The 25,109-nt window shown below is 60.7% G+C and carries 19 protein-coding genes; 17 read left to right on the top strand and 2 right to left on the bottom strand.

The features are described 5' to 3' along the window. Positions 1-103 precede the first annotated feature (103 nt). From glnE to J4D25_RS12450, 15 genes are all read left to right on the top strand, one after another. Complete coding sequence (glnE, locus tag J4D25_RS12520; RefSeq protein ID WP_057712292.1) at positions 104-3,043, top strand: bifunctional [glutamate--ammonia ligase]-adenylyl-L-tyrosine phosphorylase/[glutamate--ammonia-ligase] adenylyltransferase; 2,940 nt, start codon at positions 104-106, stop codon at positions 3,041-3,043. 216 nt (positions 3,044-3,259) lie between these two features. Further along, positions 3,260-4,294 (top strand): lipopolysaccharide heptosyltransferase II, encoded by a 1,035-nt coding sequence (gene waaF, locus J4D25_RS12515; RefSeq protein ID WP_057712291.1) that lies wholly within the window; start codon positions 3,260-3,262, stop codon positions 4,292-4,294. Between the two features lies 1 nt (position 4,295). Then, positions 4,296-5,357: a lipopolysaccharide heptosyltransferase I gene (gene waaC, locus J4D25_RS12510; RefSeq protein ID WP_057712290.1), complete on the top strand. Its 1,062-nt coding sequence runs from the start codon at positions 4,296-4,298 to the stop codon at positions 5,355-5,357. Continuing rightward, entirely contained in the window at positions 5,357-6,478 is a 1,122-nt protein-coding gene (locus J4D25_RS12505; RefSeq protein ID WP_057712289.1) for a glycosyltransferase family 4 protein, read from the top strand. The genes waaC and J4D25_RS12505 overlap by 1 nt, the downstream gene beginning before the upstream one ends. Next, positions 6,479-7,285 carry a lipopolysaccharide core heptose(I) kinase RfaP gene (gene rfaP, locus J4D25_RS12500; protein WP_057712288.1) on the top strand — a complete coding sequence of 269 codons (807 nt, stop codon included), beginning with the start codon at positions 6,479-6,481 and terminating at the stop codon, positions 7,283-7,285. After that, positions 7,285-8,019, top strand: a complete 735-nt coding sequence (locus J4D25_RS12495) for a lipopolysaccharide kinase InaA family protein (protein WP_057712287.1) — start codon at positions 7,285-7,287, stop codon at positions 8,017-8,019. Before rfaP ends, J4D25_RS12495 begins: the two co-directional genes overlap by 1 nt. Continuing rightward, positions 8,016-8,768, top strand: a complete 753-nt coding sequence (locus tag J4D25_RS12490) for a lipopolysaccharide kinase InaA family protein (protein ID WP_057712286.1) — start codon at positions 8,016-8,018, stop codon at positions 8,766-8,768. The genes J4D25_RS12495 and J4D25_RS12490 overlap by 4 nt, the downstream gene beginning before the upstream one ends. Then, positions 8,768-10,219, top strand: a complete 1,452-nt coding sequence (locus J4D25_RS12485; RefSeq protein ID WP_057712285.1) for a lipopolysaccharide kinase InaA family protein — start codon at positions 8,768-8,770, stop codon at positions 10,217-10,219. The genes J4D25_RS12490 and J4D25_RS12485 overlap by 1 nt, the downstream gene beginning before the upstream one ends. Positions 10,220-10,447: 228 nt before the next feature. Beyond that, positions 10,448-10,783: a YceK/YidQ family lipoprotein gene (locus J4D25_RS12480; RefSeq protein WP_079246814.1), complete on the top strand. Its 336-nt coding sequence runs from the start codon at positions 10,448-10,450 to the stop codon at positions 10,781-10,783. 166 nt (positions 10,784-10,949) lie between these two features. Beyond that, positions 10,950-12,707, top strand: coding sequence for a carbamoyltransferase (locus J4D25_RS12475; protein ID WP_057712283.1), 1,758 nt, complete (start codon positions 10,950-10,952; stop codon positions 12,705-12,707). Next, on the top strand, positions 12,691-13,821 hold the full coding sequence (locus J4D25_RS12470; RefSeq protein WP_057712282.1) for a glycosyltransferase: 1,131 nt from the start codon (positions 12,691-12,693) through the stop codon (positions 13,819-13,821). The genes J4D25_RS12475 and J4D25_RS12470 overlap by 17 nt, the downstream gene beginning before the upstream one ends. After that, a complete protein-coding gene (locus tag J4D25_RS12465) occupies positions 13,821-14,717 on the top strand; it encodes an antimicrobial resistance protein Mig-14 (RefSeq protein ID WP_057712281.1) in 897 nt (298 codons plus the stop codon). Before J4D25_RS12470 ends, J4D25_RS12465 begins: the two co-directional genes overlap by 1 nt. A gap of 8 nt (positions 14,718-14,725) precedes the next feature. Continuing rightward, positions 14,726-16,168, top strand: a complete 1,443-nt coding sequence (locus J4D25_RS12460; protein ID WP_057716527.1) for a PIG-L deacetylase family protein — start codon at positions 14,726-14,728, stop codon at positions 16,166-16,168. Beyond that, positions 16,165-17,319, top strand: a complete 1,155-nt coding sequence (locus tag J4D25_RS12455; RefSeq protein ID WP_057712280.1) for a glycosyltransferase family 4 protein — start codon at positions 16,165-16,167, stop codon at positions 17,317-17,319. The genes J4D25_RS12460 and J4D25_RS12455 overlap by 4 nt, the downstream gene beginning before the upstream one ends. Then, positions 17,316-18,200 (top strand): glycosyltransferase, encoded by an 885-nt coding sequence (locus tag J4D25_RS12450; RefSeq protein ID WP_057712279.1) that lies wholly within the window; start codon positions 17,316-17,318, stop codon positions 18,198-18,200. Before J4D25_RS12455 ends, J4D25_RS12450 begins: the two co-directional genes overlap by 4 nt. Positions 18,201-18,266: 66 nt before the next feature. Here J4D25_RS12450 and J4D25_RS12445 read toward each other — a convergent pair whose 3' ends face one another. Beyond that, a complete protein-coding gene (locus tag J4D25_RS12445; RefSeq protein ID WP_057712278.1) occupies positions 18,267-19,490 on the bottom strand; it encodes an acyltransferase in 1,224 nt (407 codons plus the stop codon). Then, on the bottom strand, positions 19,490-21,352 hold the full coding sequence (locus J4D25_RS12440; protein WP_057712277.1) for an O-antigen ligase family protein: 1,863 nt from the start codon (positions 21,350-21,352) through the stop codon (positions 19,490-19,492). Before J4D25_RS12440 ends, J4D25_RS12445 begins: the two co-directional genes overlap by 1 nt. A 154-nt stretch (positions 21,353-21,506) precedes the next feature. Between J4D25_RS12440 and msbA the strand changes: the two genes are divergently transcribed. After that, positions 21,507-23,309, top strand: coding sequence for a lipid A export permease/ATP-binding protein MsbA (gene msbA, locus J4D25_RS12435; protein WP_057712276.1), 1,803 nt, complete (start codon positions 21,507-21,509; stop codon positions 23,307-23,309). Between the two features lie 211 nt (positions 23,310-23,520). After that, the gene (gene hldE, locus J4D25_RS12430; RefSeq protein ID WP_057712275.1) at positions 23,521-24,945 is read left to right on the top strand and encodes a bifunctional D-glycero-beta-D-manno-heptose-7-phosphate kinase/D-glycero-beta-D-manno-heptose 1-phosphate adenylyltransferase HldE; all 1,425 of its coding nucleotides are present in this window, start codon (positions 23,521-23,523) and stop codon (positions 24,943-24,945) included. The last annotated feature ends 164 nt before the right edge of the window (positions 24,946-25,109 follow it).

Here is a 25,109-nt window from a genome sequence, read left to right as displayed (position 1 = left end):
AAGAAATTTCAGCTATTTCTAACTTTTGTTCGACGCTCCCTCAGGTAGTGGGTTTTCGAAAACCACTACATGCAGCCCGTTGCACGCCGATCAAGGATAGACCATGAGCCTCCCTTCGCTTGCCGAACTGCCCGCCATTCTCCTGCCGTTTGTCACCCGTGCCGAGCAGTCGTTCCGGGCTGCCGTCGCCGCTCTGGACGATGACCACGGGCTGTCCGCCTGGACGCCGGAACGCTGGGCGCAATTTTCCCGCGTCACCGCCGCCAGCGATTTCGTGATTGAACAGTGTGTTCGTGACCCTTTGATGTTGCTGGGGCTGGTGCAGTCCGGCGAACTGGACCGCGGCTTCGCTCCCGGTGAGTTGTGCGGGCAGATCGCGGCCGCCGCGAACGTGGCCGAGACCGATGATCAGCTTGGCCGCGCCTTGCGCCGCCAGCGTGCACGCCATCAGGTGCGGATCATCTGGCGCGACCTGACCCGCCAGGCCGATTTGATCCAGACCTGCCGCGACCTTTCGGACATGGCCGATGCCAGCATCGATCAGGCCTATCAATGGTTGTACGTGCGGCATTGCCAGCAGTTCGGCGTGCCGACCGGGCGGCGCAGCGGCGAGCCGCAGCAGATGGTCATTCTCGGCATGGGCAAGCTCGGTGCCGTGGAGCTGAACCTGTCATCGGACATCGACCTGATTTTTGCCTATCCCGAGGGTGGCGAAACAGTTGGCGTCAAACGCCCGCTGGATAACCAGGAGTTCTTCATCCGTCTGGGTCAGCGGCTGATCAAGGCCCTGGACCCGATGACCGTCGACGGCTTTGTATTTCGCGTCGACATGCGTTTGCGTCCCTACGGTTCGGCGGGCGCGCTGGTGCTGAGCTTCAACGCGCTGGAGCAGTATTACCAGGACCAGGGGCGCGACTGGGAACGCTACGCGATGATCAAGTCGCGGGTGGTGGCCGGGGATCAAGTAGCCGGCGCGCAACTGCAAGAGATGCTGCGGCCATTCGTTTACCGGCGTTACCTGGACTTCTCGGCCATCGAAGCGCTGCGCACCATGAAGCAGCTGATCCAGCAGGAAGTGCGGCGCAAGGGCATGGCCGACAACATCAAGCTCGGTTCCGGCGGTATTCGCGAAGTCGAGTTTATTGCCCAGGCGTTCCAGTTGATCCACGGCGGCCGCGATCTGAGCTTGCAGCAGCGCCCACTATTAAAGGTATTGAGCACGCTGGAAGGTCAGGGGTACCTGCCGCCGAACGTGATCAGCGAGCTGCGTGAAGGTTACGAATTCCTGCGTTACACCGAACACGCGATTCAGGCGATTGCCGATCGCCAGACGCAAATGTTGCCCGATGGCGAACAGGATCAGGCGCGCATTGCCTTTATGCTGGGCTTCGCGAACTGGACGGCGTTCCACGAACAACTGATGTATTGGCGCGGCCGAGTGGCCTGGCACTTCGGGCAGGTGATCGCCGATCCCGACGAAGAGCAGGGCGCCGAAAGCGAAGTGGTGGTCGGCGGTGAGTGGTTGCCGCTGTGGGAAGAGGCCCAGGACGATGAGGCCGCCTGCCGTCAACTGGAAGAGGGTGGTTTCAAGGATGCCCCAAAAGCCTTGAAAGCCCTGGCCGGCTTGCGCGGCAGCCCGCAATTGAGGGCGATGCAGCGTCTGGGTCGCGAGCGTCTCGATGCTTTTATTCCGCGTTTGCTGGCACAGGCCGTGGAACATGACAATCCGGACCTGGTACTGGAACGGGTGCTGCCGCTGGTCGAAGCCGTGGCCCGTCGTTCCGCGTACCTGGTGCTGTTGACCGAGAACCCCAGTGCGTTGCGGCGTTTGCTGACGCTGTGCGCGGCGAGCCCGTGGATCGCCGAGCAAATCACCCGCTTCCCGCTGCTGCTCGACGAATTGCTCAACGAAGGCCGGCTGTTCAAACCGCCACTGGCGCCAGAACTGGCGGCAGAGTTACGCGAGCGCCTGACACGGATTCCCGAGGACGACCTCGAACAGCAAATGGAAGCTCTGCGCCATTTCAAGCTGGCGCACCGCTTGCGAGTGGCCGCCTCGGAAATCGCCGGCAGCCTGCCGCTGATGAAAGTCAGCGATTACCTGACCTGGCTCGCCGAGGCGATCCTGGAGCAGGTGCTGGCACTGGCCTGGCGGCAAACCGTGGCCAAGTACGGCACGCCGCTGCGCACCGATGGCACCTTGTGCGATCCCGGCTTCATCATTGTCGGTTATGGGAAAGTCGGCGGCCTGGAACTCGGGCATGGTTCGGACCTGGACCTGGTATTCATCCACGACGGCGATCCGCAGGCTGAAACCGATGGCATCAAACCCATCGATGGCGCGCAATTTTTCACCCGATTGGGGCAACGGATCATTCACTTGCTGACGGCGCAGACCAACTCCGGGCAGTTGTATGAAGTGGACATGCGTCTGCGACCGTCCGGGGCGTCGGGCTTGCTGGTGAGTTCCCTGGGCGCGTTTGCCCGCTATCAGGAAAACGAGGCCTGGACCTGGGAGCATCAGGCATTGGTGCGCGCGCGGGTGTTGGTGGGCAGTCAGGATGTCGGCCAGGCCTTCGAGAAAGTCCGTGCCGCGATATTGGGTAAAACACGTGATCTGCCGACCCTGCGCCAGGAAGTCAGCGAGATGCGTGCCAAGATGCGCGATAACCTCGGCAGCAAGAGCACCGCGGCCGGCACCGGGGCAAATGCCTTCGAAACCACGGCGCCGTTCGATATCAAGCAGGACGCCGGAGGTATCGTCGATATTGAATTTATGGTGCAATACGCGGCCCTGGCGTGGTCCGAAACACACCCGCCATTGCTACGCTGGACGGACAACATCCGCATTCTGGAAGAGCTGGAGCATGAAGGGCTGATGCCCGTCGAAGATGCCAGCCTGTTGCGTGAAGCGTATAAAGCGTACCGTTCCGCTGCCCACCGGCAGGCCTTGCAGAAGGACCCCGGGGTGATCCCGGGCGATCAGTTTGCGGACGAACGGCGGCAGGTTATGCGGATCTGGCGTGAGCTGGGGCTAAGCTGAAACGGGATATTTGATACGCCAATATTCCCTGTAGGAGCGGGCTTGCTCGCGATGGTCGTTAACGATAACGCGGCGAGCCTGACACCCTGAGGGGTTTCAGGTTCATCGTCGGATCGCCGCCCGGAGCAAGCTCGCTCCTACAGTAGATTTGCGTTGTTCTGTAGAATTTTCGAGGCGGGGAGGCGTAGGCCTCCCCGGTTCGTTTATGGAAACCACATGAAAATTCTGATCGTTGGGCCCAGTTGGGTCGGTGACATGGTGATGGCGCAGACACTTTTCCAGTGTCTGAAACAACGCCACCCGCAATGCGAAATCGACGTGCTGGCCCCCGAGTGGAGCCGGCCGATTCTTGAGCGCATGCCCGAAGTTCGCCAGGCCTTGAGCTTTCCGCTCGGTCACGGTGTCCTGGAACTGGCAACGCGTCGGCGCATCGGCAAATCCCTGGCTGGCCAGTACGACCAGGCGATCCTGTTACCCAATTCCCTGAAGTCGGCGCTGGTGCCGTTCTTTGCCGGCATCCCGAAGCGCACCGGCTGGCGTGGCGAGTTTCGCTATGGCCTGCTCAATGACGTGCGCACGCTGGACAAGGATCGTTATCCGCTGATGATCGAGCGCTTCATGGCCCTGGCTTATGAGCCGGGCTTTGAGTTGCCAAAGCCGTATCCACGTCCGAGCCTGCAGATCGACCCGGTTACCCGCGAAGCGGCGCTTGCCAAGTTCGGCCTGACCCTCGACCGCCCGGTGTTGGCCCTGTGCCCCGGCGCCGAGTTTGGTGAGTCCAAGCGTTGGCCGTCCGAACATTACGCCAAGGTTGCCGAAGCGAAGATCCGCGAAGGCTGGCAAGTCTGGCTGTTCGGTTCGAAAAACGACCACGCCGTGGGCGAAGACATCCGCGCGCGGCTGATTCCCGGCCTGCGTGAAGAATCGGTCAACCTCAGCGGCGGCACCTCGCTGGCCGAAGCCATCGACCTGATGTCCTGCTCCGATGCGGTGGTGTCCAACGACTCCGGCCTGATGCACGTTGCCGCCGCGCTGAATCGCCCATTGGTGGCAGTCTACGGCTCGACGTCGCCAGGTTTCACGCCACCGTTGGCCGAGCACGTCGAAGTCGTTCGCCTGGGCATCGAGTGCAGTCCATGCTTCGACCGCACCTGCCGTTTCGGCCATTACAACTGCTTGCGCCAACTCATGCCGCAAGCGGTGAACGAAGCCCTGCAGCGGTTGCAAGGCACTCCGGTCGAGGTCAAATAGCTTGCGGGTTCTGTTGATCAAGACTTCTTCGCTGGGCGACGTCATTCATGCGTTGCCGGCGTTGACCGACGCGGCGCGGGCGATCCCCGGCATCAAATTCGACTGGGTGGTGGAAGAAGGCTTTGCCGAGATCCCGACCTGGCATCCGGCGGTGGGCAAGGTGATTCCGGTGGCGATACGTCGCTGGCGCAAAAACATCTGGCAGACCATCAAGAGCGGTGAGTGGAAGCGCTTCAAGCAAAGCGTTCGCGCCACGAAATATGACTTGGTGATCGACGCCCAGGGCTTGCTGAAAAGCGCCTGGCTGACCCGTTACGTCAAGGCGCCGGTGGCCGGTCTCGATAAAAGCTCTGCACGCGAGCCCATCGCTGCGCGCTTTTACGATCGACGCCTGGCCGTTGCCCGCGGGCAGCACGCGGTGGAGCGAGTGCGTCAGTTGTTCGCCATCGCGTTGGGCTATGACTTGCCCAAAGGCCTGGGTGACTACGGCCTGAATATCGAGCGCCTGGTGGAATTGCCGCGCAAGAATCCGTACGTGGTGTTTCTGCATGGCACCACCTGGGACACCAAACACTGGCCCGAAGCCTATTGGCGCGAGCTGACCGAACGGGTCGGCTACCTGGGCGTAGGGGTGAAACTGCCGTGGGGCAATGCGCTGGAGAAAGCCCGGGCCGAGCGCATCGCAGCCGGTTTCAAACACGCCGAAGTGTTGCCCAAACTGAACCTGGCCGGTGTCGGCAAGGTACTGGCGGGCGCACAGGCCTGCGTGGCGGTGGACACCGGTCTGGGTCATCTGGCCGCCGCGCTGGATGTGCCGACGCTGTCGCTGTTCGGCCCGACCAATCCGGGCCTGACCGGCGCCTATGGCAAGGTGCAGATTCACCTGGCCAGCGACTTCCCTTGTGCGCCGTGCCTGCAAAAGAAATGCACTTATCAACCGACGGCTGAAGATGCCCGTCAGTTTGACCTGAAACGCGAGTGGCCGTTGTGCTTCACGCGTCTGAATCCCGAGCGTGTCGCGAGCCGACTGAGCACGTTGTTAATGGCTGAGGAGCTGCGCTGATGCAATTGGCATTTGTCTTGTACAAGTATTTTCCATTTGGCGGCTTACAGCGCGATTTCATGCGAATCGCCCTGGAGTGCCAGAAGCGCGGCCATCAGATTCGCGTCTACACGCTGATTTGGGAAGGTGACGTACCGCCGGGTTTCGAAGTGCTGGTGGCGCCGGTCAAGGCGTTCTTCAACCATCGGCGCAACGAAAAGCTCAGCGAATGGATGGAAGCGGACCTGGCCAAGCGCCCGGTCGACCGCCTGATCGGCTTCAACAAGATGCCGGGCCTGGACGTCTACTACGCCGCCGACGGCTGTTTCGAAGACAAGGCGCAGAACCTGCGTAACTCGCTGTATCGCCGCTGGGGCCGCTATCGCCACTTCGCCGAATACGAGCGGGCGGTGTTCGCCAAAGAGGCGAAGACCGAAGTGCTGATGATTTCCGAGGTCCAGCAACCGCTGTTCATCAAGCATTACGACACGCCGCTGGAACGCTTTCACCTGCTGCCACCGGGTATCGCCCAGGATCGTCGTCGGCCGGCCGATGCCGATGAAATTCGTGCCGGGTTCCGCGCTGAATTCAATCTCAAGGACGATGAACTGCTGCTGGTGCAGATCGGCTCCGGGTTCAAGACCAAGGGTGTCGATCGCAGCCTCAAGGCACTGGCGGCATTACCTGCCGATTTGAGGAAGCGCACCCGGCTGTTTGTAATTGGCCAGGATGACCCCAAGTTATTCCAGATGCAGAGCGCGACCTTGGGGCTGGGCGACAACGTCACGTTCCTCAAAGGGCGCAGTGACATTCCGCGTTTCCTGTTGGGTGCCGATCTGTTGATCCACCCGGCGTACAACGAGAATACCGGCACCGTGCTGCTCGAAGCCCTGGTGGCCGGCTTGCCGGTGCTGGTGAGCGCGGTGTGCGGTTACGCCCATTACATCGCCGAGGCCGATGCTGGCCTGGTGCTGGACGAACCGTTCGATCAGGCACAGCTGACGCAGTACCTGACCGGCATGTTGAACGACGCTCAAGCAAGGGCGGCCTGGAGCCGCAATGGTCTGGCCTTCGCCGAAACGGCCGACCTCTACAGCATGCCGCAGCACGCGGCGGATGTGATTCTGGCGGAGCACGCTTAAATGAAGTTGATGCTGGCTGAACCGTTCAAGAGCCTCTGGGCCGGACGCGACCCGTTCGCCGAAGTCGAGGGGCTCAAGGGCGAGGTGTACCGCGAGCTGGAAGCACGCCGGACATTACGCACGGAAGTCGACGGCAACGGTTTTTTTGTGAAAATCCACCGTGGCATCGGCTGGGGCGAAATATTCAAGAACCTGCTGACGGCCAAGCTTCCTGTACTGGGTGCCGGTCAGGAGTGGAAGGCGATTCAGCGCCTGCAGGAAGTCGGCGTGCCGACCATGACCGCCGTCGCGTATGGCGAGAAGGGCCGTAACCCGGCCGATCAACATTCGTTCATCGTCACCGAAGAGCTGGCGCCGACGGTCAGCCTGGAAGATTTCAGCATCAACTGGACCCGGCAGCCACCGGAGCCAAAACTCAAGCGCGCACTGATCGCCGAAGTCGCGCGCATGACCGGCATGATGCACCGCGCCGGGGTCAACCACCGCGACTGCTACATCTGCCATTTCCTGCTGCACACCGACAAACCGGTGACCGCCGACGACTTCAAACTTTCGGTGATCGACTTGCACCGTGCCCAGACCCGCCCGGCGATCACCTTGCGCTGGCGCAACAAGGACCTGGCTGCCCTGTACTTTTCCGCGCTGGACATCGGCCTGACCCGCCGCGACAAGCTGCGTTTCCTCAAAGGCTATTTCCAGCAACCGATACGACAGATCCTGTGTGAAGAGGCAGCTTTGCTGGCATGGCTCGACGGCAAGGCCAACAAGCTCTACGAGCGTAAACAGCGATACGGGGATGCGCTCTGATGTCGGGTTGGAAGCTGGAACCGGCCTACAGCGAGCTGGCCGATGACTTCGGCAGCCTCGAGGCTGTGTTTGCGCTGCAAGGCGAGCGTTTGACCCGTGACGCGCTCTCGGAGGTCATCCGTGTCGAGCGCCATGGCGTCAACTATTACGTCAAACGGTATGTGGGCGCCGGCAAAGGCTTGCGACGTTACCTGGGCAAGCCTCGGGTGAAGATGGAATGGCAGAACCTCAAGCGCTTTGCCAAGTGGGGTATCCCCACTGCCGAAGTGGTGGCCTGGGGGCTGGAGCGGCGCGGTGCGGCCTACGCTCGCGGCGCGATGATTACCCGGGAGCTGCCGGGTACCGAGGACTTGTCGGCACTGGCCGAGCGCCACGACCCGAAGCTGTCGGACCGCGCCTGGGTCGATACCGTCAGTCGTCAGCTGGCCCAATACACCCGGACCATGCACGACCACCGCTTCACCCATAATGATTTGAAGTGGCGCAACCTACTGATCGACGATCAGGCTCGAGTGTTTTTGATCGATTGCCCCAACGGCGATTTCTGGCGCGGTTTCTGGCTCAAGTACCGTATTACCAAGGATCTGGCGTGCCTGGACAAGGTCGCCAAATATCAATTGTCGGCTACACAGCGCCTGCGCTTTTACCTGCAATACCGCAACCGGACCCGGCTCAACGCTGCGGACAAAAAACGCATCCGGCACGTGGTGAGATTTTTCGAGGGACGCGAATGACTGACTTTCTGGCTGCTGAAGACCGTGCGCTGCTTGAGCGCCATGGCCTCGGCACGTTCGAGGCACTCTGGACCAAACAGCTCGATGCGGTGGACGAACCCAACACCGTTGGCGGCGGCTGGAGCAGCGTGTTTCGGCTGGATCTGGAAGGTCATGGTTTCTACCTCAAGCGTCAAAGCAACTACCTGACCCGCACCTTGCGCGCACCGTTCGGCGAGCCGAGTTTCGCTCGCGAGTTTCGCAACATCTCCCGTTACCGGAAGATGGGCATTCCGGCGCTCGAAGCGGTGTTCTACGGGGAGCGCAAGGTCAATGGCGAGGTCCGCGCGATCCTGCTGACCCGTGCGCTGGACGGTTGGGACGACCTCGACTCGCTGTTGCAGCGCTGGACTCAATTGAGCCCTGAGCAGCACTCGGAAATCCTCAAGGCCAGTGGCGAACTGGCCCGGCAGCTGCACGCCGCACGCCAGGTGCATGGGTGTTTCTATCCCAAGCACATTTTCATGCGCGCCACCGGCAACGGCTATCAGGCTCAATTGATCGACCTGGAAAAGACCCGGCCGCTGCTGTACGGGCAGCGTGACCGAATCAAGGACCTGGAGCCGCTGACGCGCCGTGCGCCCGAGTGGGGCGAGTCGCAACTGCGACAATTGCTGGCCGCCTATCTGGATCAGCCGCAGGACAGCTCGCTGATCGATAGCTGGCTGCAGCGATTGACTGCGCGGCGTAGCCAAAAGAGGCCGCGCTGATGCGTTTATCCGAACTGAAGACCGCAGGCCGCACTCCCGTTTTGCCGCTGAGCGTTTCGTTGGCCGACGCCGCCGGCCCCGCCGAGCTGCAACTGCTGAGCCTGTTGCGGGTGTTGCCGGGGCAGCGTTATGTCGGTGCCGGCGTCTGGCGTGGCCGGCCGGTGTTGGCCAAATTGCTGGTCGGCAGCAAGGCTGCACGGCATTTTCAGCGCGAACTGGATGGCGTGCGCCTGCTCTCTGCCCAGGGGCTGACCACGCCGCAGCTGTTGGCCGATGGCCTGAAGGACGGCGAGGGTGGCTGGCTGCTGTTTGATTTCCTTGAGCATGCCGAAAGCCTGGGCGACACCTGGAAACAGGTGGAGCAGCAGCCCGTACTGTCCGATGGGCAAGGGGCGGTGCTGGCCGAGGCGTTGGGCGCGATCGGCCAGATGCATCGCAAGGGCCTGTGGCAGGAAGACCTGCACCTGGACAATTTGCTGCGCCAGGGCGGTCGCCTGTACCTGATCGATGGCGCAGGTATCTGCTGCGAGACACCTGGCCAGCCGCTGTCCCGGCAGAAGGTCCTGGAAAACCTCGGGGTGTTCTTCGCCCAGTTGCCGAAGTCGATTGAACCCTTCATTGAAGAGTTGCTGGTGTATTACCTGCTTAGCAACGGCGAACACGCCTTACCCATGGAGGCGTTGCAGAAGCAGATCGACAAGGTCCGCAGTTGGCGCCTCAAGGACTTCCTGATCAAGGTCGGCCGCGAGTGCACGCTGTTCAGCGTCCAGCGCGGAGCCTTCGGGTTACGGGCGATTCGCCGCGAGGAAGTGCCGTCGATGGTGCCTGTGCTGGAGCAGGCCGATGCCTTGCTCGATCAGGGGCACCTGTACAAGACCGGCGGTGCGGCGAGCGTCGGCAAGGTCGAGGTGGATGGCCGCACGCTGGTGATCAAGCGCTACAACATCAAGGGTTTTGCCCACTGGCTCAAGCGCTTCTGGCGCCCGAGCCGGGCCTGGCATTCATGGCGCGAAGGCAACCGCCTGGCGTTCCTCGGGATTGCCACGCCCAAGCCGCTGGCGTTGCTGGAAAAGCGTTTCCTGTGGCTGCGTAGCCGGGCTTACCTGATCACCGAGTACCTGCCGGGGCCGGACATCATCGAGCGTTTTGCGCCGTATGTGGAGCGTGGTGATGCACCGGAAGCCGAACTGGCGGCACTGGATCATCTGTTCGCCGAGTTGATTCGTCTACGCATCAGCCATGGCGACTTCAAGGGGCATAACCTGTTCTGGCAGCAGGATCGCTGGGCGTTGATCGACCTCGATTCGATGTGCCAGCACGGCTCCCTCGGTAGTTTCTCCCCAGCGTATGCAAGGGATCGCGCGCGGTTCATGCGCAATTGGCCTGAAGGCAGTGCCCTTTATCAGGTCATTGATCAGCGGTTGCCCAAGGACATCTCCAGCGCTGCTTAAACCGCTATCGCGAGCAAGCTCGCTCCCACACTGAATCTTTGTCGGGCACATATTTTGTGTGCGACCGAGAACCACTGTGGGAGCGAGCTTGCTCGCGATGAGGCCGGTACTGCCAACCGAGAAAGCAGACAAGTTCTTGTGAACCGTCCTACGCGATCTTGGGAAGTCATGAACTGTGGCCAAAATCGCTCCGATGCTAGTTTGCCTGACGTTCTCGGAGGGCAGATTTTGACGATCAAAATGGCAGTTTCAGCGGGTGTTTTATCAGTGTCGCTAACGGGTTGCGGGACCGCCGCCACCGTCCTGCAGGATGAAGCCCAAGCCGCGCAGGGGCTGCGTCGGCAAAAGACCTATTGCCAATCCATTCCACGGGTCTACAGCGGCCTCGCCTACGACTTCTGTGTCTTGAATGCACCGCCAGACCCTACGGGTATCCTTGTGCCGCTCGTATTGGTGGATCTGGCCGTGTCTGGCGCGCTGGATACCGTTGTCTTGCCGTACACGATTTACCGGCAAAGCGTGGACGGCAGTATCTCCATCTATTGGCGGCCTGCGCGCGGATAAAAAATGCCGTGAGGTCCCGGCCGTGGTTGCATGCCGCTTGCTGCTAGAGGTTTGCCGCCGCTTTTACGCTATAATCCCGCCCTTTAGCTGTCTCTCGCTCATTGCGAGGGCACATTAATTTTTGAGGCGCTTGCGCCTGCATGCAGACTAAAGAGGCTAGACCCCTGTGGCATTGACGATTCTTGGCCTGTCCGGCGCCCTTAGCCATGATCCTTCCGCAGCCCTGTATATCGACGGCAAGCTGGTCGCGGCGGCTGAAGAGGAGCGCTTCGTACGCGATAAACATGCAAAGAACCGCATGCCCTACGAATCGGCGAAATTCTGCCTGGAACAGGCCGGTATCAAGCCGTCCGACGTTGACGTGGTCGCGATCCCATTCGCACCGATCAGTCTGTTCGGCAAGGCCCGCTGGCAGTACGCCAAGCGTTACTGGTACGCCCCGGACCGTGCACTCGACGCGATCCTGATGGGCAACCGTCGCTACAAGCGCTATCGCAACAAGATCGTCTGGTGCCTGGAGCAACTGGGTTTTGATCCGAAGAAGATCAAGATCGAGCCGGTCGAGCACCACCTTGCCCACGCCTCCAGCGCTTATCACTGTTCCGGTTTCAAAGAGAAAACCGCGATCCTGGGCATCGACGGCAAGGGCGAGTACGCCACGACCTTCTTCGGTTACGGCGAAAACGGCAAGATCCACAAGATCAAGGAATTCTTCGATCCGGACTCCCTCGGCGGCCTGTATGGCGCGATCACCGAGTTCCTCGGTTTCGATATGCTCGACGGTGAGTTCAAGGTCATGGGCATGGCGCCGTACGGCGACGCCAGCAAATATGATTTCTCGCGCCTGGCTTCGTTCGAAAATGGCGAACTGGTGATCAACACCGACTACGCCAACGTCATCGGCCTGCGTCGCTACAAAGAAAAGGGCAAGGGTTACTACTTCTCGCCGAAGCTGATCGAGTGGCTGGGTCCCAAGCGCGAAGGCGACATCGCCGACGAGCCTTACATCCACTACGCCGCCAGCATTCAAGCGCTGTTCGAAAAGATTGCGCTGCAGATGATCGACCACTACCTGGGCGACGTGCTCAAGGAAACCGGCAAGCTGGCCTATGCCGGTGGCTGTGCGTTGAACGTCAAGCTGAACCAGAAAATCATCGCCCGCGACGACGTCAAAGAGCTGTTCGTACAGCCGGCGTCCGGTGATGCCGGTACCGCAGTCGGCGCGGCAGCCTATGTGTCCCACGCCCGCGGCGTGCCGGTCGAGAAGATGGAGCACGTCTACCTCGGCCCGTCGTACAGCAACGAAGACGTGATCGCAGCCTGCGCCCGTCACGCCAACAAGCCGACGTGGCGCAAGCTCGACAACATGCCGGAGCAGATCGCCAAAATCATGGTCGATGGCAACCCGGTGGCCTGGTTCCAGGGCCGCATGGAGTTCGGTCCGCGTGCACTGGGCGGGCGTTCGATCATCGGTTGCCCAAGCGTGCCGGGCGTGGCCGACCGCATCAACCACCAGATCAAGTTCCGCGAGCGCTGGAGGCCTTTCTGCCCGTCGATGCTCGACACCGTGGCGCCGCAGATGATCAAGATCGATCACCCGGCTCCGTTCATGACCTTCACCTTCGAAGTGGCTGAAGAGTGGAAAACCCGCGTGCCGGAAGTCGTCCACGAAGACGGCACCTCCCGCGCCCAGGTGCTCAAGCGTGAATATAACCCGCGCTACTACGACATGATGAAAGCGCTGGAAGTGCTCACCGGCAACGGCGTGTCGCTCAACACCTCGCTCAACCGTCGTGGCGAGCCGATGATCTGCTCGCCGACCGATGCGCTGAATATGTTCTTCGGCTCCGATCTGCAGTACCTGATCATGGAAGACATCCTGGTGGTCAAAGAGGGCGCAAACGCTTATGACTCGCTCGGCTGAACGCCATGTGCTGCAGTTCTGCCACGGCTATGACGGGCCGTTCCTGGACTGCGCACGGCAGTACGCCAGCCTGTTCGCGGGCACTGGTTATCGGGTGACCACGGTCTTTCTGACCGGGGCTGCCGATAGCGAGGTGGCCGCAGCGTGTGCTTCCGATGAAGTGTTGTTCATGGAATACAGCTCCAAGGCCATTCGTGGCCTGAAGCTGGGTGCCATCGGCGATCTGCGCAAGATCGCCGCGTCGCGCAACTTCAGTTTCTGCATCGCCCATCGCTTCAAGCCGATCTACATCGCCTTGCTCGGCACTTCGTTGCCGGTGATTGGCGTGCACCACGCGTTTGACGATTACAAACGCGGCACGCGCAAGCTGTTCGCGCATATTTTCCGCAAGCGTCTGAGCCTGCTCGGTGTGTCCGATGCGGTGCGCGACGACATGCGCCAATGCCTGCCGAAATGGCCGGCGACGCGTATTCAAACCCTTTACAACCGCATTGACGTGCCTGCGCTGCAAGCCAGTCAGGTTTCCGCTCGCGAAGCTCGGGAAACCCTCGGTCTCTCGGCTGATGCGTGGATTGTCGGCAACGTTGGCCGACTGCACCCGGACAAGGATCAGGCTACTCTGCTGCACGGTTTTGCTGCGGCGTTGCCGGGGCTTCCGGGTAACAGCCAACTGGTGATTCTCGGCAAGGGGCGTCTGGAGCAGGATCTCAAGGAGCTGGCTCGGGAGCTGGGTATCGGTGATCGGGTGCTGTTCCTCGGTCAGGTGCCGGACGCGCGTAATTACTTCCGCGCCTTTGATGTATTTGCCCTGAGTTCCGATCACGAACCGTTCGGCATGGTGCTGCTGGAGGCAATGGCCGCTGGCGTACCCTTGCTCGCCACAGCGTGTGGCGGGGCGAAGGAAGTGGTCGAAGGCGTGGGCATTCTGTTCCCGCTCGGCGATGCTGAACACCTTGCACAAGGCCTGCAACATTTGGCGGGTATGGATGATCAACAGCGCCGTCAATGCGCCGAGATGATGCTCGATCGCTTGCGTGAGCGTTTCTCCGACCGTGCGGTGCGCGACACCTTCTGGCGTCTGCCGCAAGTTACCGATCTGGCACCGAGGGGCTGATGCTCAACCGATTCCAAGGCTGGCGCGAACGTGGCTGGTCGCCCGTTGACGCCTCTACCTACGCAAAAGCCTGGCAGCAATTTGGCGGAAGCGTCGCGACTCACCCTCTGGTGGTCGAACGTCTGGCGGATCTTGCCGGCATCCCGGTGCGATACCTGGCCTGGGAGCAACAGGGCGAAGTCAAGGCCGCGATCCCGACCTGGGGCCGCGATGTGGCGCTGTCCAAGGATGTGCTCAAGCGCAACGGCAAAAAAGGCCTGTTCGATCTCGGCAATGCCGAGCTGATTTTGCCGGCCGCCGCTGATGTTCAGGCTCCTCTGCGCCATCGTGCACGCTACTTGTCGGCACTCAACGAAACCCGCTTCAGCGGCATGAAGTTGCAGACAGAACAACTGGCCATGGCCCGTACCCCGGAAGAGCTGTCGAAGAAGTTTCGCTACAACCAGCGCCGCGAATTGCGTCTGCTGGAAGAGGCGGGCGGTGTGGTGCGTCCGGTCGGCGAATTTTCCAGCGCTGAATTGGCGGCGATCTACTGTGATCTGTTCCAGCGTCGTTGGGGGTTCCCGGCCACCGGCGCTGCGCGCATGGCTGAAGTCCTCGAACTGCTGCGCGAGTTGCTGATCGGTTCGGTGATCTTCCTCAACGATGCGCCGATTGCGATTCAACTGGTGTACCGCGTCGAAGCGCCGGAATGGATCAGCGTCGAGTACATCAACGGCGGCGTTGATCCCGAAACCCGCGAATTCAGCCCCGGTAGCGTATTGAGCTTCCTCAATACGCAAAGTGCCTGGGAGCATGCCCGGGCGCAGGACAAACCGTTGCGCTTTTCCTTCGGTCGCGCCGACCGTGAATACAAGGATCGTTGGTGCAACCCCGTGCCGGTCTTCACCGTATGAGCCAAACCATGAGCCGCAAACAGCAACTGCTCAAGCGCCATCGGCGCAATAAACGTATCGGCCTGCTGATTGCGCTGGTGCTGTTGATCGTCATGGGTGTGCTGGTGGCCTGGTGGTTGCCGCTGGTGCTGGCGGTTCTGGGTTGGGTTGCCCACGAAGCCTGGTTTGCCGACCACCTGTTCTACTCACCGAAAGACGATTACCAGTACAGCTTTCCGCCCTACACGCCCCAGCCCAAAGTGCACCTGAACGGTGAACATTTGCGGCTGGACGAGGGCGTGATGCTGGTCGACGATGCGACGCTGGTGCTGGCCCTGCGGGTGAAAAGCACATGGCTGGGACGTTTTATCGATCCAGTGGTCGAGTTGGTGGGGGGCGAAAACCCTGACCGACAAACCTTCGAACGAGGCGTAAACGGCCTGCGTTATCTCAATCTCAGTGGTCAGGCTCAGGCGCTGTCGCGTGGCGAGCTGCGCTTGCGCGGGCGTTTCTGTCGTGTGTTCGGTGAGCCTGTGCTGTGGGCACTGGAACATCCGGATTATCGGCGTCAACGGGTGATGGTCATCGCGCCCCACGCCGATGATGCCGAGCTGGCAGCCTACGGTTTGTACAGCCAGGCCGACGAAACCTGGATCGTCACGCTGACAGCGGGCGAAATCGAAGCCGAACACTACCGGCAGATGGGACTGAACAAGGTCGATGCGGCCCGCTTGAAAGGCCGCCTGCGCACCTGGGACAGCATCACCGTGCCACGTTGGGCCGGTGTACCCGAGGCCCGCTGCGTACAACTGGGTTATTTCTGTCTGCAACTGGCGAGCATGCAGGCCGCGCCTGCGGTGGCCGCGGGATCGCGGGAAGCGGACCTGGACGATACCCGGCTGTTCCGTCAGTTGAATCCTTTCACGCTGCCGGGCGATGCCGATGGCGCGCCGACCTGGAACAATCTGCTGGCGGATCTGCGTGAGTTGCTGCTGCGGGCCCGCCCCGAGGTCATCGTCCTGCCGCATCCGACCCTCGATCCGCATCCCGACCATGTCTGCGCCCAGGCGGCAGTTCTCGAAGCCTTGCAAGGCCTGGACTGGCAGCCGACCACGCTATTGGGCTATGCCAACCACCTGCACGACAACGACCGCTGGCCGATGGGTGATACCGGTGATGGCATCGCCTTGCCGCCGGCCTTCGATCCGACCCAGCCGATGCAGCCTTATTGCCTGTCCTTGCCGCTGGAGCAGCAGCGAGACAAGGCCATGGCGTTGGGCATGATGCACGACCTGCAATCGGCGATGCCGTTCAAGCGTCGCTTGCGTCGGTTGATACAACGTTTGTTGGCCGGCCGGTTGCCGTCCACCTATGGCCAGAACGAATTCTTTCGCAAGGCCGTCCGGCGCCACGAGCTTTTGTGGTCCATCAAGCACACACCAGGCAATGTTTCTCAGCGGGGAGAGTTATGAGTCAGCGGTCAAAGGTCCTGCAGCTGCAGCCTGACTACAACGTCAAAGCCCATGATTTCGCCGACCTCGCGGAGCAAATCGTCAAGGCCCTACCCGGTGATCGCTATGAAGTGACCGCCGCGTTTCTGCGCGGCAAACCCGGGCCGGGCGAAGCAGTGAGCCGAGCCGACCGTTCGGTGTACTTCGAATTTTCCGACAAGTCCCTCAAGGGCATGCGCCTGCGGGCCATGTGGCAGCTGTACAAGTTCTGCCGTCGGGAAAAATTCGATGTAGTGATCTGCAACCGCTTCAAGCCGGTGAACATGATGCTGGCGCTCAACCGCTGGTTGAAAGTGCCGCTGTGCATCGGCATTTCCCACGGCTTTGGCGAGTACGACCGTTTTTACCGGCGCCGCCAGACCCAGCGCCTGATCGATCGTCACTGGCGCTTCGTCGGCGTGTCGCCAGCGGTGAAACAGTATCTGCTGGACTGTGACTGTGGCTTCACCGATCAGAATACCTATGCCATCACCAATGCCATCGACATCGAGCAGGCCGAAGGTCTGCAACACAGTCGTGAAAAGGCACGTGAAATGCTGGGCATCGATCCGTCGGTGCGGCTGATCGGTGCGTTGGGGCGACTGGTGCCGGTCAAGGGCCATATCTATTTGCTGCAGGCCTTCGCGGCACTCAAGGACAAATACCCCAATACCCAATTGGCGATCATTGGTGCCGGCCGCGAAGAGTCGCGCCTGGCCGCGGAAATCGACCGCCTCGGCCTCAGCGGTCGCGCCCATTTGCTGGGGTTCAAGGAAATTGCCCTGCAGTACATTCGGGCTTTCGACATTTGGACCATGCCTTCTTTGGCCGAAGGCCTCGGGCTGGCGCTGCTCGAAGGCATGAGCGGGCATTTGCCGGTGATCGCCTCGAACGTGCCGGCCATGTTGCCGCTCATCGAGGGGGCCGGTGGCCTGGCGATTACGCCGAAGGATGTGCCGACGCTGCAGGCGGCGCTGGACACTTATCTTGGCCTTTCGGATGACGAGCTCAAGGCCAAGGGCGAGCAGTCCTTCCGTTATCTGCAGCAACACCATGACATTGAGGAGTTCCGTCGCGAATACCTCAATCTGATCGATTCCGGCCTGGAACAGGCCCGCAAGGAGCAGCCATGAACGACGCGCAACCCATCGTCACGGTCATCATCGCGTCGTACAACCACGCTCCTTACATCGAGGAAAGCATTCTCAGCGTCCTCAACCAGACCTATCGGAACATCGAGTTGCTGGTGATCGACGACGGATCGAAGGATGACAGCGTCGCGCGGATCAAGGCATTGCAGGCCATCCATGGCTTCGACTTCCGGGTTCAGGAAAACCAGGGGCTGACCAACACCCTCAACGGTGCAATTGCCCGGGCCAAGGGCAGCCTGATCGTGCCGTTCGGTTCGGATGACATCATGCTGCCGGAGCGAATCGCCACTCAGGTCGCGCATATGGAGGGCAAGCCCGAGGTCGGCATTTGCGCCGGTAACATCGAACTGATCGATGCCGACGGCAATCTCTACCCCGAGAAGCGCCAGCGTCGGGATGTGCCGTTCCGTCGCCTGGATTTCGACGACATGTTCCTCGAGCGCAAGCCCTATCCTCCGGCGCCTACCCTGATGATCCGCCGCGAAGCGCTGGACAAGGTGGGCGGTTTCGACCCGACCATTCGCCTGGAAGACTTGCTGATCGAGCTGAAGGTGACCCATGCCGGTTACTTCATCGACGGTCTGAATGTGTTGATGGCGCGCTATCGCAAGCACGCCACCAACTCCTACAAGAATCACCGCTTCATGATCGATAGCATCCTGCGCACCTACGCGCTCTTCAGCGATCACCCGCTGTATGACGAGGTGCGCTACAAGTTCCTCAATTCCATGTTCCTCAAGACCGCCAACCGTGATCGCAAGCTGGCGCGGGAGTTGCTGGCGCAGATTCCGTTCAAGGCCTGGAACAAGAAAACCTGGCGTGGACTGGGCCGGATGTATTTCTCACGGCTGGAGAAAGACTGAGCCGGAGGCTGGATTCAAGGGGGGGAAGGCGGGGCATTGTCCTCGGAGGCATGCCCCGGAAACGGCTCAACGTTGTTGAGCTGTTTCCTCCGGAAGTTCTTTCCTCGGCTTCCTGTTCTGGCGCAACCAGTGCAGGGTTTTCTTGCCGGCATTGATACCGGGCTTTTCGATGTACAGGTAAGCCAGGCTGCTGATGATGATCAGCAGGCAACTGCACACGGCCAGCAACGGCAGGAAGACCCAGGCTTGCCGGACATCAAGGTGCAATATCGGCGGTAGTCGCTGCACCAGTACCCAGAGCACGAAACCGTGCAGCAGATACGTGCTGTAGCTGATTTCCCCCAGCCAGCGGATGCTGCGTGGTCTCAGGGCGCCGAACAAGGTATTGCCGGACGCCACGATCACAAAGAACAGTGAAAGCAGCAGCAGCGCCCCCAGGTTGAATGCCCGGTTGAACGCCGTAAAGGCGATCGCCAGCGCGAGCAGGGCGACGATGCCCGCCAGTGGAGACAGGCTCCAGGCGACGCATTGTGGACGGCGAATCCAGTACGCCGCAGCGATGCCGCCGAGGAAGCTGGCCAGGAAGTGCTTCTTCAGCGAGTGTTCCCAGCCGACAACCTGGTACAGGGTATAGATGCCGATCAGGCACAGCACCGTCTGCATCCAGCCGCCGCGATAAATGAACACCATGGCGGCCAGTGGCAGGGCCAGGTAGAAAAACAACTCGTACCCCAGCGTCCAGGTGACGTTGGAGATCAGCATGCCGGTCTGGTGGTACTGGTTGACGTCTGGCCGGTCGAAGATCAGCCAGGCCAGGGTCTGGCCAATGAGTTGGGTGCCGGAGTCCTTGAGTTCCCAGTCCTGCAAATAGAACACACAGACAAACACGGTCAACATCAGCGGCAGGTAGAGCGGGTAGAGGCGAAACAGCCTGGATACCGCAAATGCCAGCCAGTCGTGCTGCCGTCCGTGGGTGAGCAAGCGGTTCCAGAACAGAAAGCCGGTGATCATGAAAAAGAGGGCGACGCTACCCTGGCCGAGCTGCGAGTAGAAGTTGCTCGGTGGAAAGTCGATCACGCCGGTTTTCAGAAAGATCCAGGTAATGATCGAGTGGTGCACGAACACGCCGAAGGCCAGATACCCGCGTAAGCCGTCGATGCCGGCAAAGCGGCTTTCGCCCCAATGCTCCAGCTCTCGGGGGATTTTCGGCACGCTGCGCAACAGTAGCGCAGCGGTCGCGATGGCGAGCAGGTAGGCCGCCATCGCGATAAGCGGGTTGGTTTCTGTCATCAGTGAGCCTGGGCCGGAGGACTACCGGCCAGCACGTGCCTGTGCAAATTATCCACGTCGGCTTTCGAGGCCGTCGCGGCGTATCCCAGCAGCAGTGCTTCGAAGTGATCCTCGAACAACCAATGCCGATCCGATGCATAGCGCTGCATGTGGCGCAGATTACGCCGACGCAGGGAAGGGCTCAATGCCGAGGGGTAAATTCGCAGGTCGGCCAGGTCGATCAGGCCGAACTCGCCGTCCTCCAGCACCAGCACATTGCCCAGGTGCAGGGAGCGGAAGTAGACCCCTTGCTGGTGCAGTTGAGCCATGAATTTACCGAAGCGCTCCACCAGTGCCTGGCGCACCGCCGGGGCGGTGATGCCTTGCAGGATCTGGCGCAGCGTGTTGCCTGGCAACGGGGAGTAATGCACGGCGGTGCTGCCGTCTTCGAACCGGTAAAGGTCGAGGATGTGCGGTGTCGGGATGCCCATGCCGCGCAGTTGCACGCTATTGACGGCAAACCGATCGGAGTAGGGCGTGAAACTGCCCGAGGTATACCAGCGACGGCGACGGAACAGCTTGAGAAAACTGCCATCGGTCAGGCGCAGGACCTTTGGGCCCAGACCATCCTCTTCGATGACCCTGGCATCGGCAGTCAGCTGTTGCAGGGCGCTTGGTGTCGCCGTCTTGATCGGCGTGTCCAGCAGGCGCCGGGCACGTTGATTGATGCTCAATGCGGCAATCAGCGCCAAGGGGATCCATAGCAGGAACCAGTGCTCCTTGGGGCGAGAGATGATCCCGCCACCTTCAGTCAGGCCTGCACCGATACCGAAGGCCAGCCAGGCTGAGGCGATGATAAACAGCGGTTGCACACGATGGCGCCGGCTGCTGATGAAGCTCCATACAACAAAGAACAGCCATGGCAGCAGGCCGATAATGCCGACGTAGTAGAGCACGCCCAGGGCAAAGCTATGGGGTTCCTGAAGGTTGTAGCCTACGCCGGGGTCCAGTCTCAGTGCGGCGTTGTAACCGTGCCCGATCCATGGGTGTTCAGCGATCCGGTTCAGGGTCAATTGCCAGAGCTCGATGCGGAAGGAACTGCCTCTTTCGAAGATTTTGTCCGCAAACAACGCGAAAGTCGCCGTACCGGCGAAGAACATGGCGCCAAGCATGAAGACCGAGCGTCGATTCCAGCAGATGAAACACAGCCATAGCGCCGCCAGCGTCAGTGCAACCAGTGGGGTCCTGGAGCCGGTGGCCAGCACTGCGGCAAACATGATCGCCATCGCCGGTACGCTCAGCCAAAGTACCTGGCGTCGGCTGCAGGTCATGCTCAGGCTCAGCCAATAGGTACAAAAAAAGCCGAAAACGTGGGAGCTGAGCAGTGGATTGTCGAATGCGCCTACACCGATCAAGCGCATTTCCGGTTGGTAGATCTGGTCGAACCTGTACAGGTTGTAGGCAGAGATGACCAGTGCCACCGTTGCGGCGCAGAACAGCAGGGGCTGGATGATTTCGCTGCGAAAGCGCACCAGCAGGTAGCAGCCTACGAACAGCAACAAGGTGTGCAATGGCGGTTTGAACTGGCCAAAGTCGATGTCGTCGTCTGGCCTCCAGCACAGGCTGAGCAGTGCCCACGCCATAAATAGCAGGGCTGCAATGACGATCGGCTCGCGCAGCAACTCTTTGCCGAGCCGCGGCCGCAGGCACAGTGCAAAGAGTGCCGGAATGCTGAACAGGCCATAATAAAGCTTGTGATGCACACTGCGCCCCGGCAGGAAAAACAGCGCACAAAGCAGGAACAAATAACCGAGCGGAAGGATCCACAAACAAATGAAATCGAAGATTCTGTTGGACGTGCTGTTCAAAACGTTTAATTGCATGCTGGGTAACTTATTCCTGAATTGAGCGATCATACCAAGGCAGGGACATCTGGTGGCTGTTTGACGCGCCACAATACACAGACTGTATGCGATTGCCAGAACCCTGGGGAAGCTGTGGTAAAGTCAGCGTCCTTTTCATCGACATTCGCGTGATATGACCGACTCCAGTCTCTGCGCAAGCCCATCGAGCTTGAAAATCTACTTCCGCCTGCTCGGCTATGTCCGGCCGTATATCAGCCTGTTTCTGATCAGCATCGTCGGTTTTCTGATTTTCGCTTCGACACAGCCAATGCTGGGCTACATTCTCAAGTACTTCGTCGACGGTCTATCCAATCCTGAAGCGGTGCTGTTTCCAACAGTGCCCTACCTGCGGGATCTGCAACTGCTGCAGGCGGTGCCATTGTTGATCATCCTGATCGCCGCGTGGCAGGGGTTGGGGTCGTACCTGGGCAACTACTTCCTGGCCAAGGTTTCCCTGGGCCTGGTCCATGACTTGCGGGTCCAGTTGTTCAACAACCTGCTGGTGTTGCCAAACCGGTATTTCGACAAGCATAACTCGGGGCACCTGATTTCACGTATTACCTTCAACGTGACCATGGTCACGGGGGCGGCAACAGATGCGATCAAGGTCGTAATCCGTGAAGGCATGACGGTGATCTTCCTGTTTGCCTCGCTGTTGTACATGAACTGGCGCCTGACGCTGGTCATGGTCGCCATCCTGCCGTTGATCGCCCTGATGGTGCGCACGGCCAGCAAGAAATTCCGCAAGCAGAGCAAGAAAATCCAGCTGGCCATGGGGGACGTGACGCATGTGGCGTCCGAAACAATCCAGGGCTATCGCGTGGTGCGCAGCTTCGGCGGTGAAAAGTACGAAGAGAAACGCTTCTTCGATGCCAGCCAGGGCAACACCGACAAGCAATTGCGCATGACCCGCACCGGCGCCATCTACACGCCGTTGCTGCAACTGGTGATCTACACCGCCATGGCCGTGCTGATGTTCCTGGTGCTGTTCCTGCGGGGCGATGCGTCGGCCGGCGACATGGTGGCCTACATCACCCTGGCTGGCCTGCTGCCCAAGCCGATTCGCCAGCTGTCCGAAGTCAGCTCGACCATCCAGAAGGGTGTGGCCGGCGCTGAAAGTATCTTCGAGCAACTGGATGTCCAGCCTGAAGTCGATACCGGCACCGTCGAGCGTGATGTGGTCAGCGGTCGCCTGGATGTGCGCAACCTCAGCTTTACCTACCCTGACACCGAGCGTCAGGTGCTCAATGACATCAGTTTCTCGGTCGAGCCCGGGCAAATGGTGGCGTTGGTGGGACGTTCGGGCAGCGGCAAGTCGACCCTGGCCAACCTGATTCCGCGTTTCTATCACCACGACAAGGGCGAAATCCTGATCGATGGCGTCGAAGTGGAGCAGTACAAGCTGTTGAATCTGCGTCGGCATATCGCCCAGGTGACTCAGCACGTGACCCTGTTTAGCGATACCGTGGCCAACAACATCGCCTATGGCGATCTGGCTGGCGCACCCCGTGAAGACATTGAAAAGGCGGCCAAGGATGCCTACGCGATGGACTTCATCGCTCAATTGCCTGAAGGCCTGGACACCCAGGTCGGGGAAAACGGCGTGCTGCTGTCCGGTGGCCAGCGCCAGCGCCTGGCGATTGCCCGGGCACTGTTGAAGAATGCTCCGCTGCTGATCCTCGATGAGGCGACTTCGGCGCTCGATACCGAGTCCGAGCGGCATATTCAGGCAGCCCTGGACCAGGTCATGAAAGGTCGCACCACGCTGGTGATCGCTCACCGCCTGTCGACCATCGAGAAGGCCGACCTGATCCTGGTCATGGATCAGGGGAAAATCGTCGAGCGCGGCACCCATGAACAACTGCTGGCGCAAAACGGCTACTACTCGCGCCTCAACGCGATGGGCCTGGACGCCCCGGCCGAAGACATCGCCTGACCCCGAAAGGGCGAGCCTGGCTCGCCCTTTTCGCACTCCCGTCGAAACCGGTCAGCCACTACCGTGACTTTGATGATTTCGCCTAGCGGGTTTATTGCTCAAAAAATGAGCAAAAAATGCTGGCGAATCATCCCGTTGCAGCCACCGCACTAGCCGACACCAACCCTGTGTTAATATCGCGCCCCTGTTCATTCTGTATGTGGGTTGCACCATGAAGTTGTCCATGCCGCGATTCGATCAAGCCCCTGTCTTGGTGGTCGGCGATGTCATGCTCGACCGTTACTGGCATGGTGGTACCTCACGGATTTCTCCTGAGGCACCGGTGCCGGTGGTCAAGGTCGATCACATCGAAGACCGCCCGGGCGGTGCTGCCAACGTTGCCTTGAACATTGCCGCCCTGGGGGCTCCGGCTTCGCTGGTCGGTGTCACCGGCGACGATGAAGCCGCCAACAGCCTGGTCAACAGCCTCAAGGGCGCCGGCGTGCGGGCCATCTTCCAGCGCATTGCGCACCAGCCGACCATCGTCAAGCTGCGGGTCATGAGCCGTCACCAGCAATTGCTGCGCATCGACTTCGAAGAACCCTTCGCCACCGACGCACTGGCGCTGGCCGCGCAGGTCGATGAGTTGCTCGAAGGCATCAAGGTGCTGGTGCTGTCCGACTACGGCAAAGGCGCGCTGAAAAACCATCAGACGCTGATCCAGGCTGCCCGTGCCCGAGGCATTCCGGTGCTGGCCGATCCCAAGGGCAAGGATTTCTCGATCTACCGTGGTGCGAGCCTGATCACGCCAAACCTCAACGAATTCGAAACCATCGTCGGTGGTTGCGCCGATGAGCACGAATTGGTGAGCAAGGGCGCGCAACTGATGCACGACCTGGACCTCGGTGCCTTGCTGGTGACCCGTGGCGAGCACGGCATGACCTTGCTGCGCCCGGATCATCCAGCGCTGCACTTGCCGGCCCGGGCCCGTGAAGTGTTTGACGTGACCGGTGCCGGCGACACAGTAATTTCCACCCTGGCGGCCGCGATTGCTGCGGGTGAGGAGTTGCCCCACGCGGTGGCCCTGGCCAACCTGGCGGCCGGTATTGTGGTCGGCAAGCTCGGTACGGCGGCCATCAGTGCGCCTGAACTGCGTCGTGCGATTCAGCGCGAGGAAGGTTCCGAGCGTGGAGTGCTGGGCCTTGAGCAACTGTTGCTGGCGGTCGATGATGCCCGTGCGCACAACGAGCGGATCGTGTTCACCAACGGTTGCTTCGACATCCTGCACGCCGGTCACGTGACCTATCTGGAGCAGGCGCGGGCCCAGGGCGATCGCCTGATCGTGGCGATCAACGACGATGCATCGGTCAGCCGCCTGAAAGGGCCAGGCCGTCCGATCAACAGTGTCGACCGGCGCATGGCCGTACTGGCCGGCCTGGGTGCGGTGGACTGGGTGATCAGCTTCTCGGAAGGCACCCCGGAAAACCTGCTGAGCGCGGTCAAGCCGGACGTGCTGGTCAAGGGCGGCGACTACGGCATCGACCAGGTGGTCGGCGCGGACATCGTGACGGCCTATGGCGGTACCGTGAAAGTGCTGGGGCTGGTGGAAAACAGCTCGACCACCGCGATTGTCGAGAAGATCCGCAAGTCCGAATAATCTGCGGCCACCTGTGGCGAGGGGGCTTGTTGTGGCGAGGGGGCTTGCCCCCGTTGGGTTGCGAAGCGACCCTAAAACCTTCAACTGCAGGGTATCAGGTACACCGCATGCACGGGTTCTCCGACTGCTTCGCAGCCGAACGGGGGCAAGCCCCCTCGCCACAA

Origin of the sequence: Pseudomonas sp. GW456-L13 (assembly GCF_017350115.1) — a bacterium.
Classification (GTDB): Bacteria; Pseudomonadota; Gammaproteobacteria; order Pseudomonadales; family Pseudomonadaceae; genus Aquipseudomonas; species Aquipseudomonas jessenii.
Note: the sequence above shows the minus strand (reverse complement) of the source record. Positions and strands in the feature narration are given on the sequence as shown.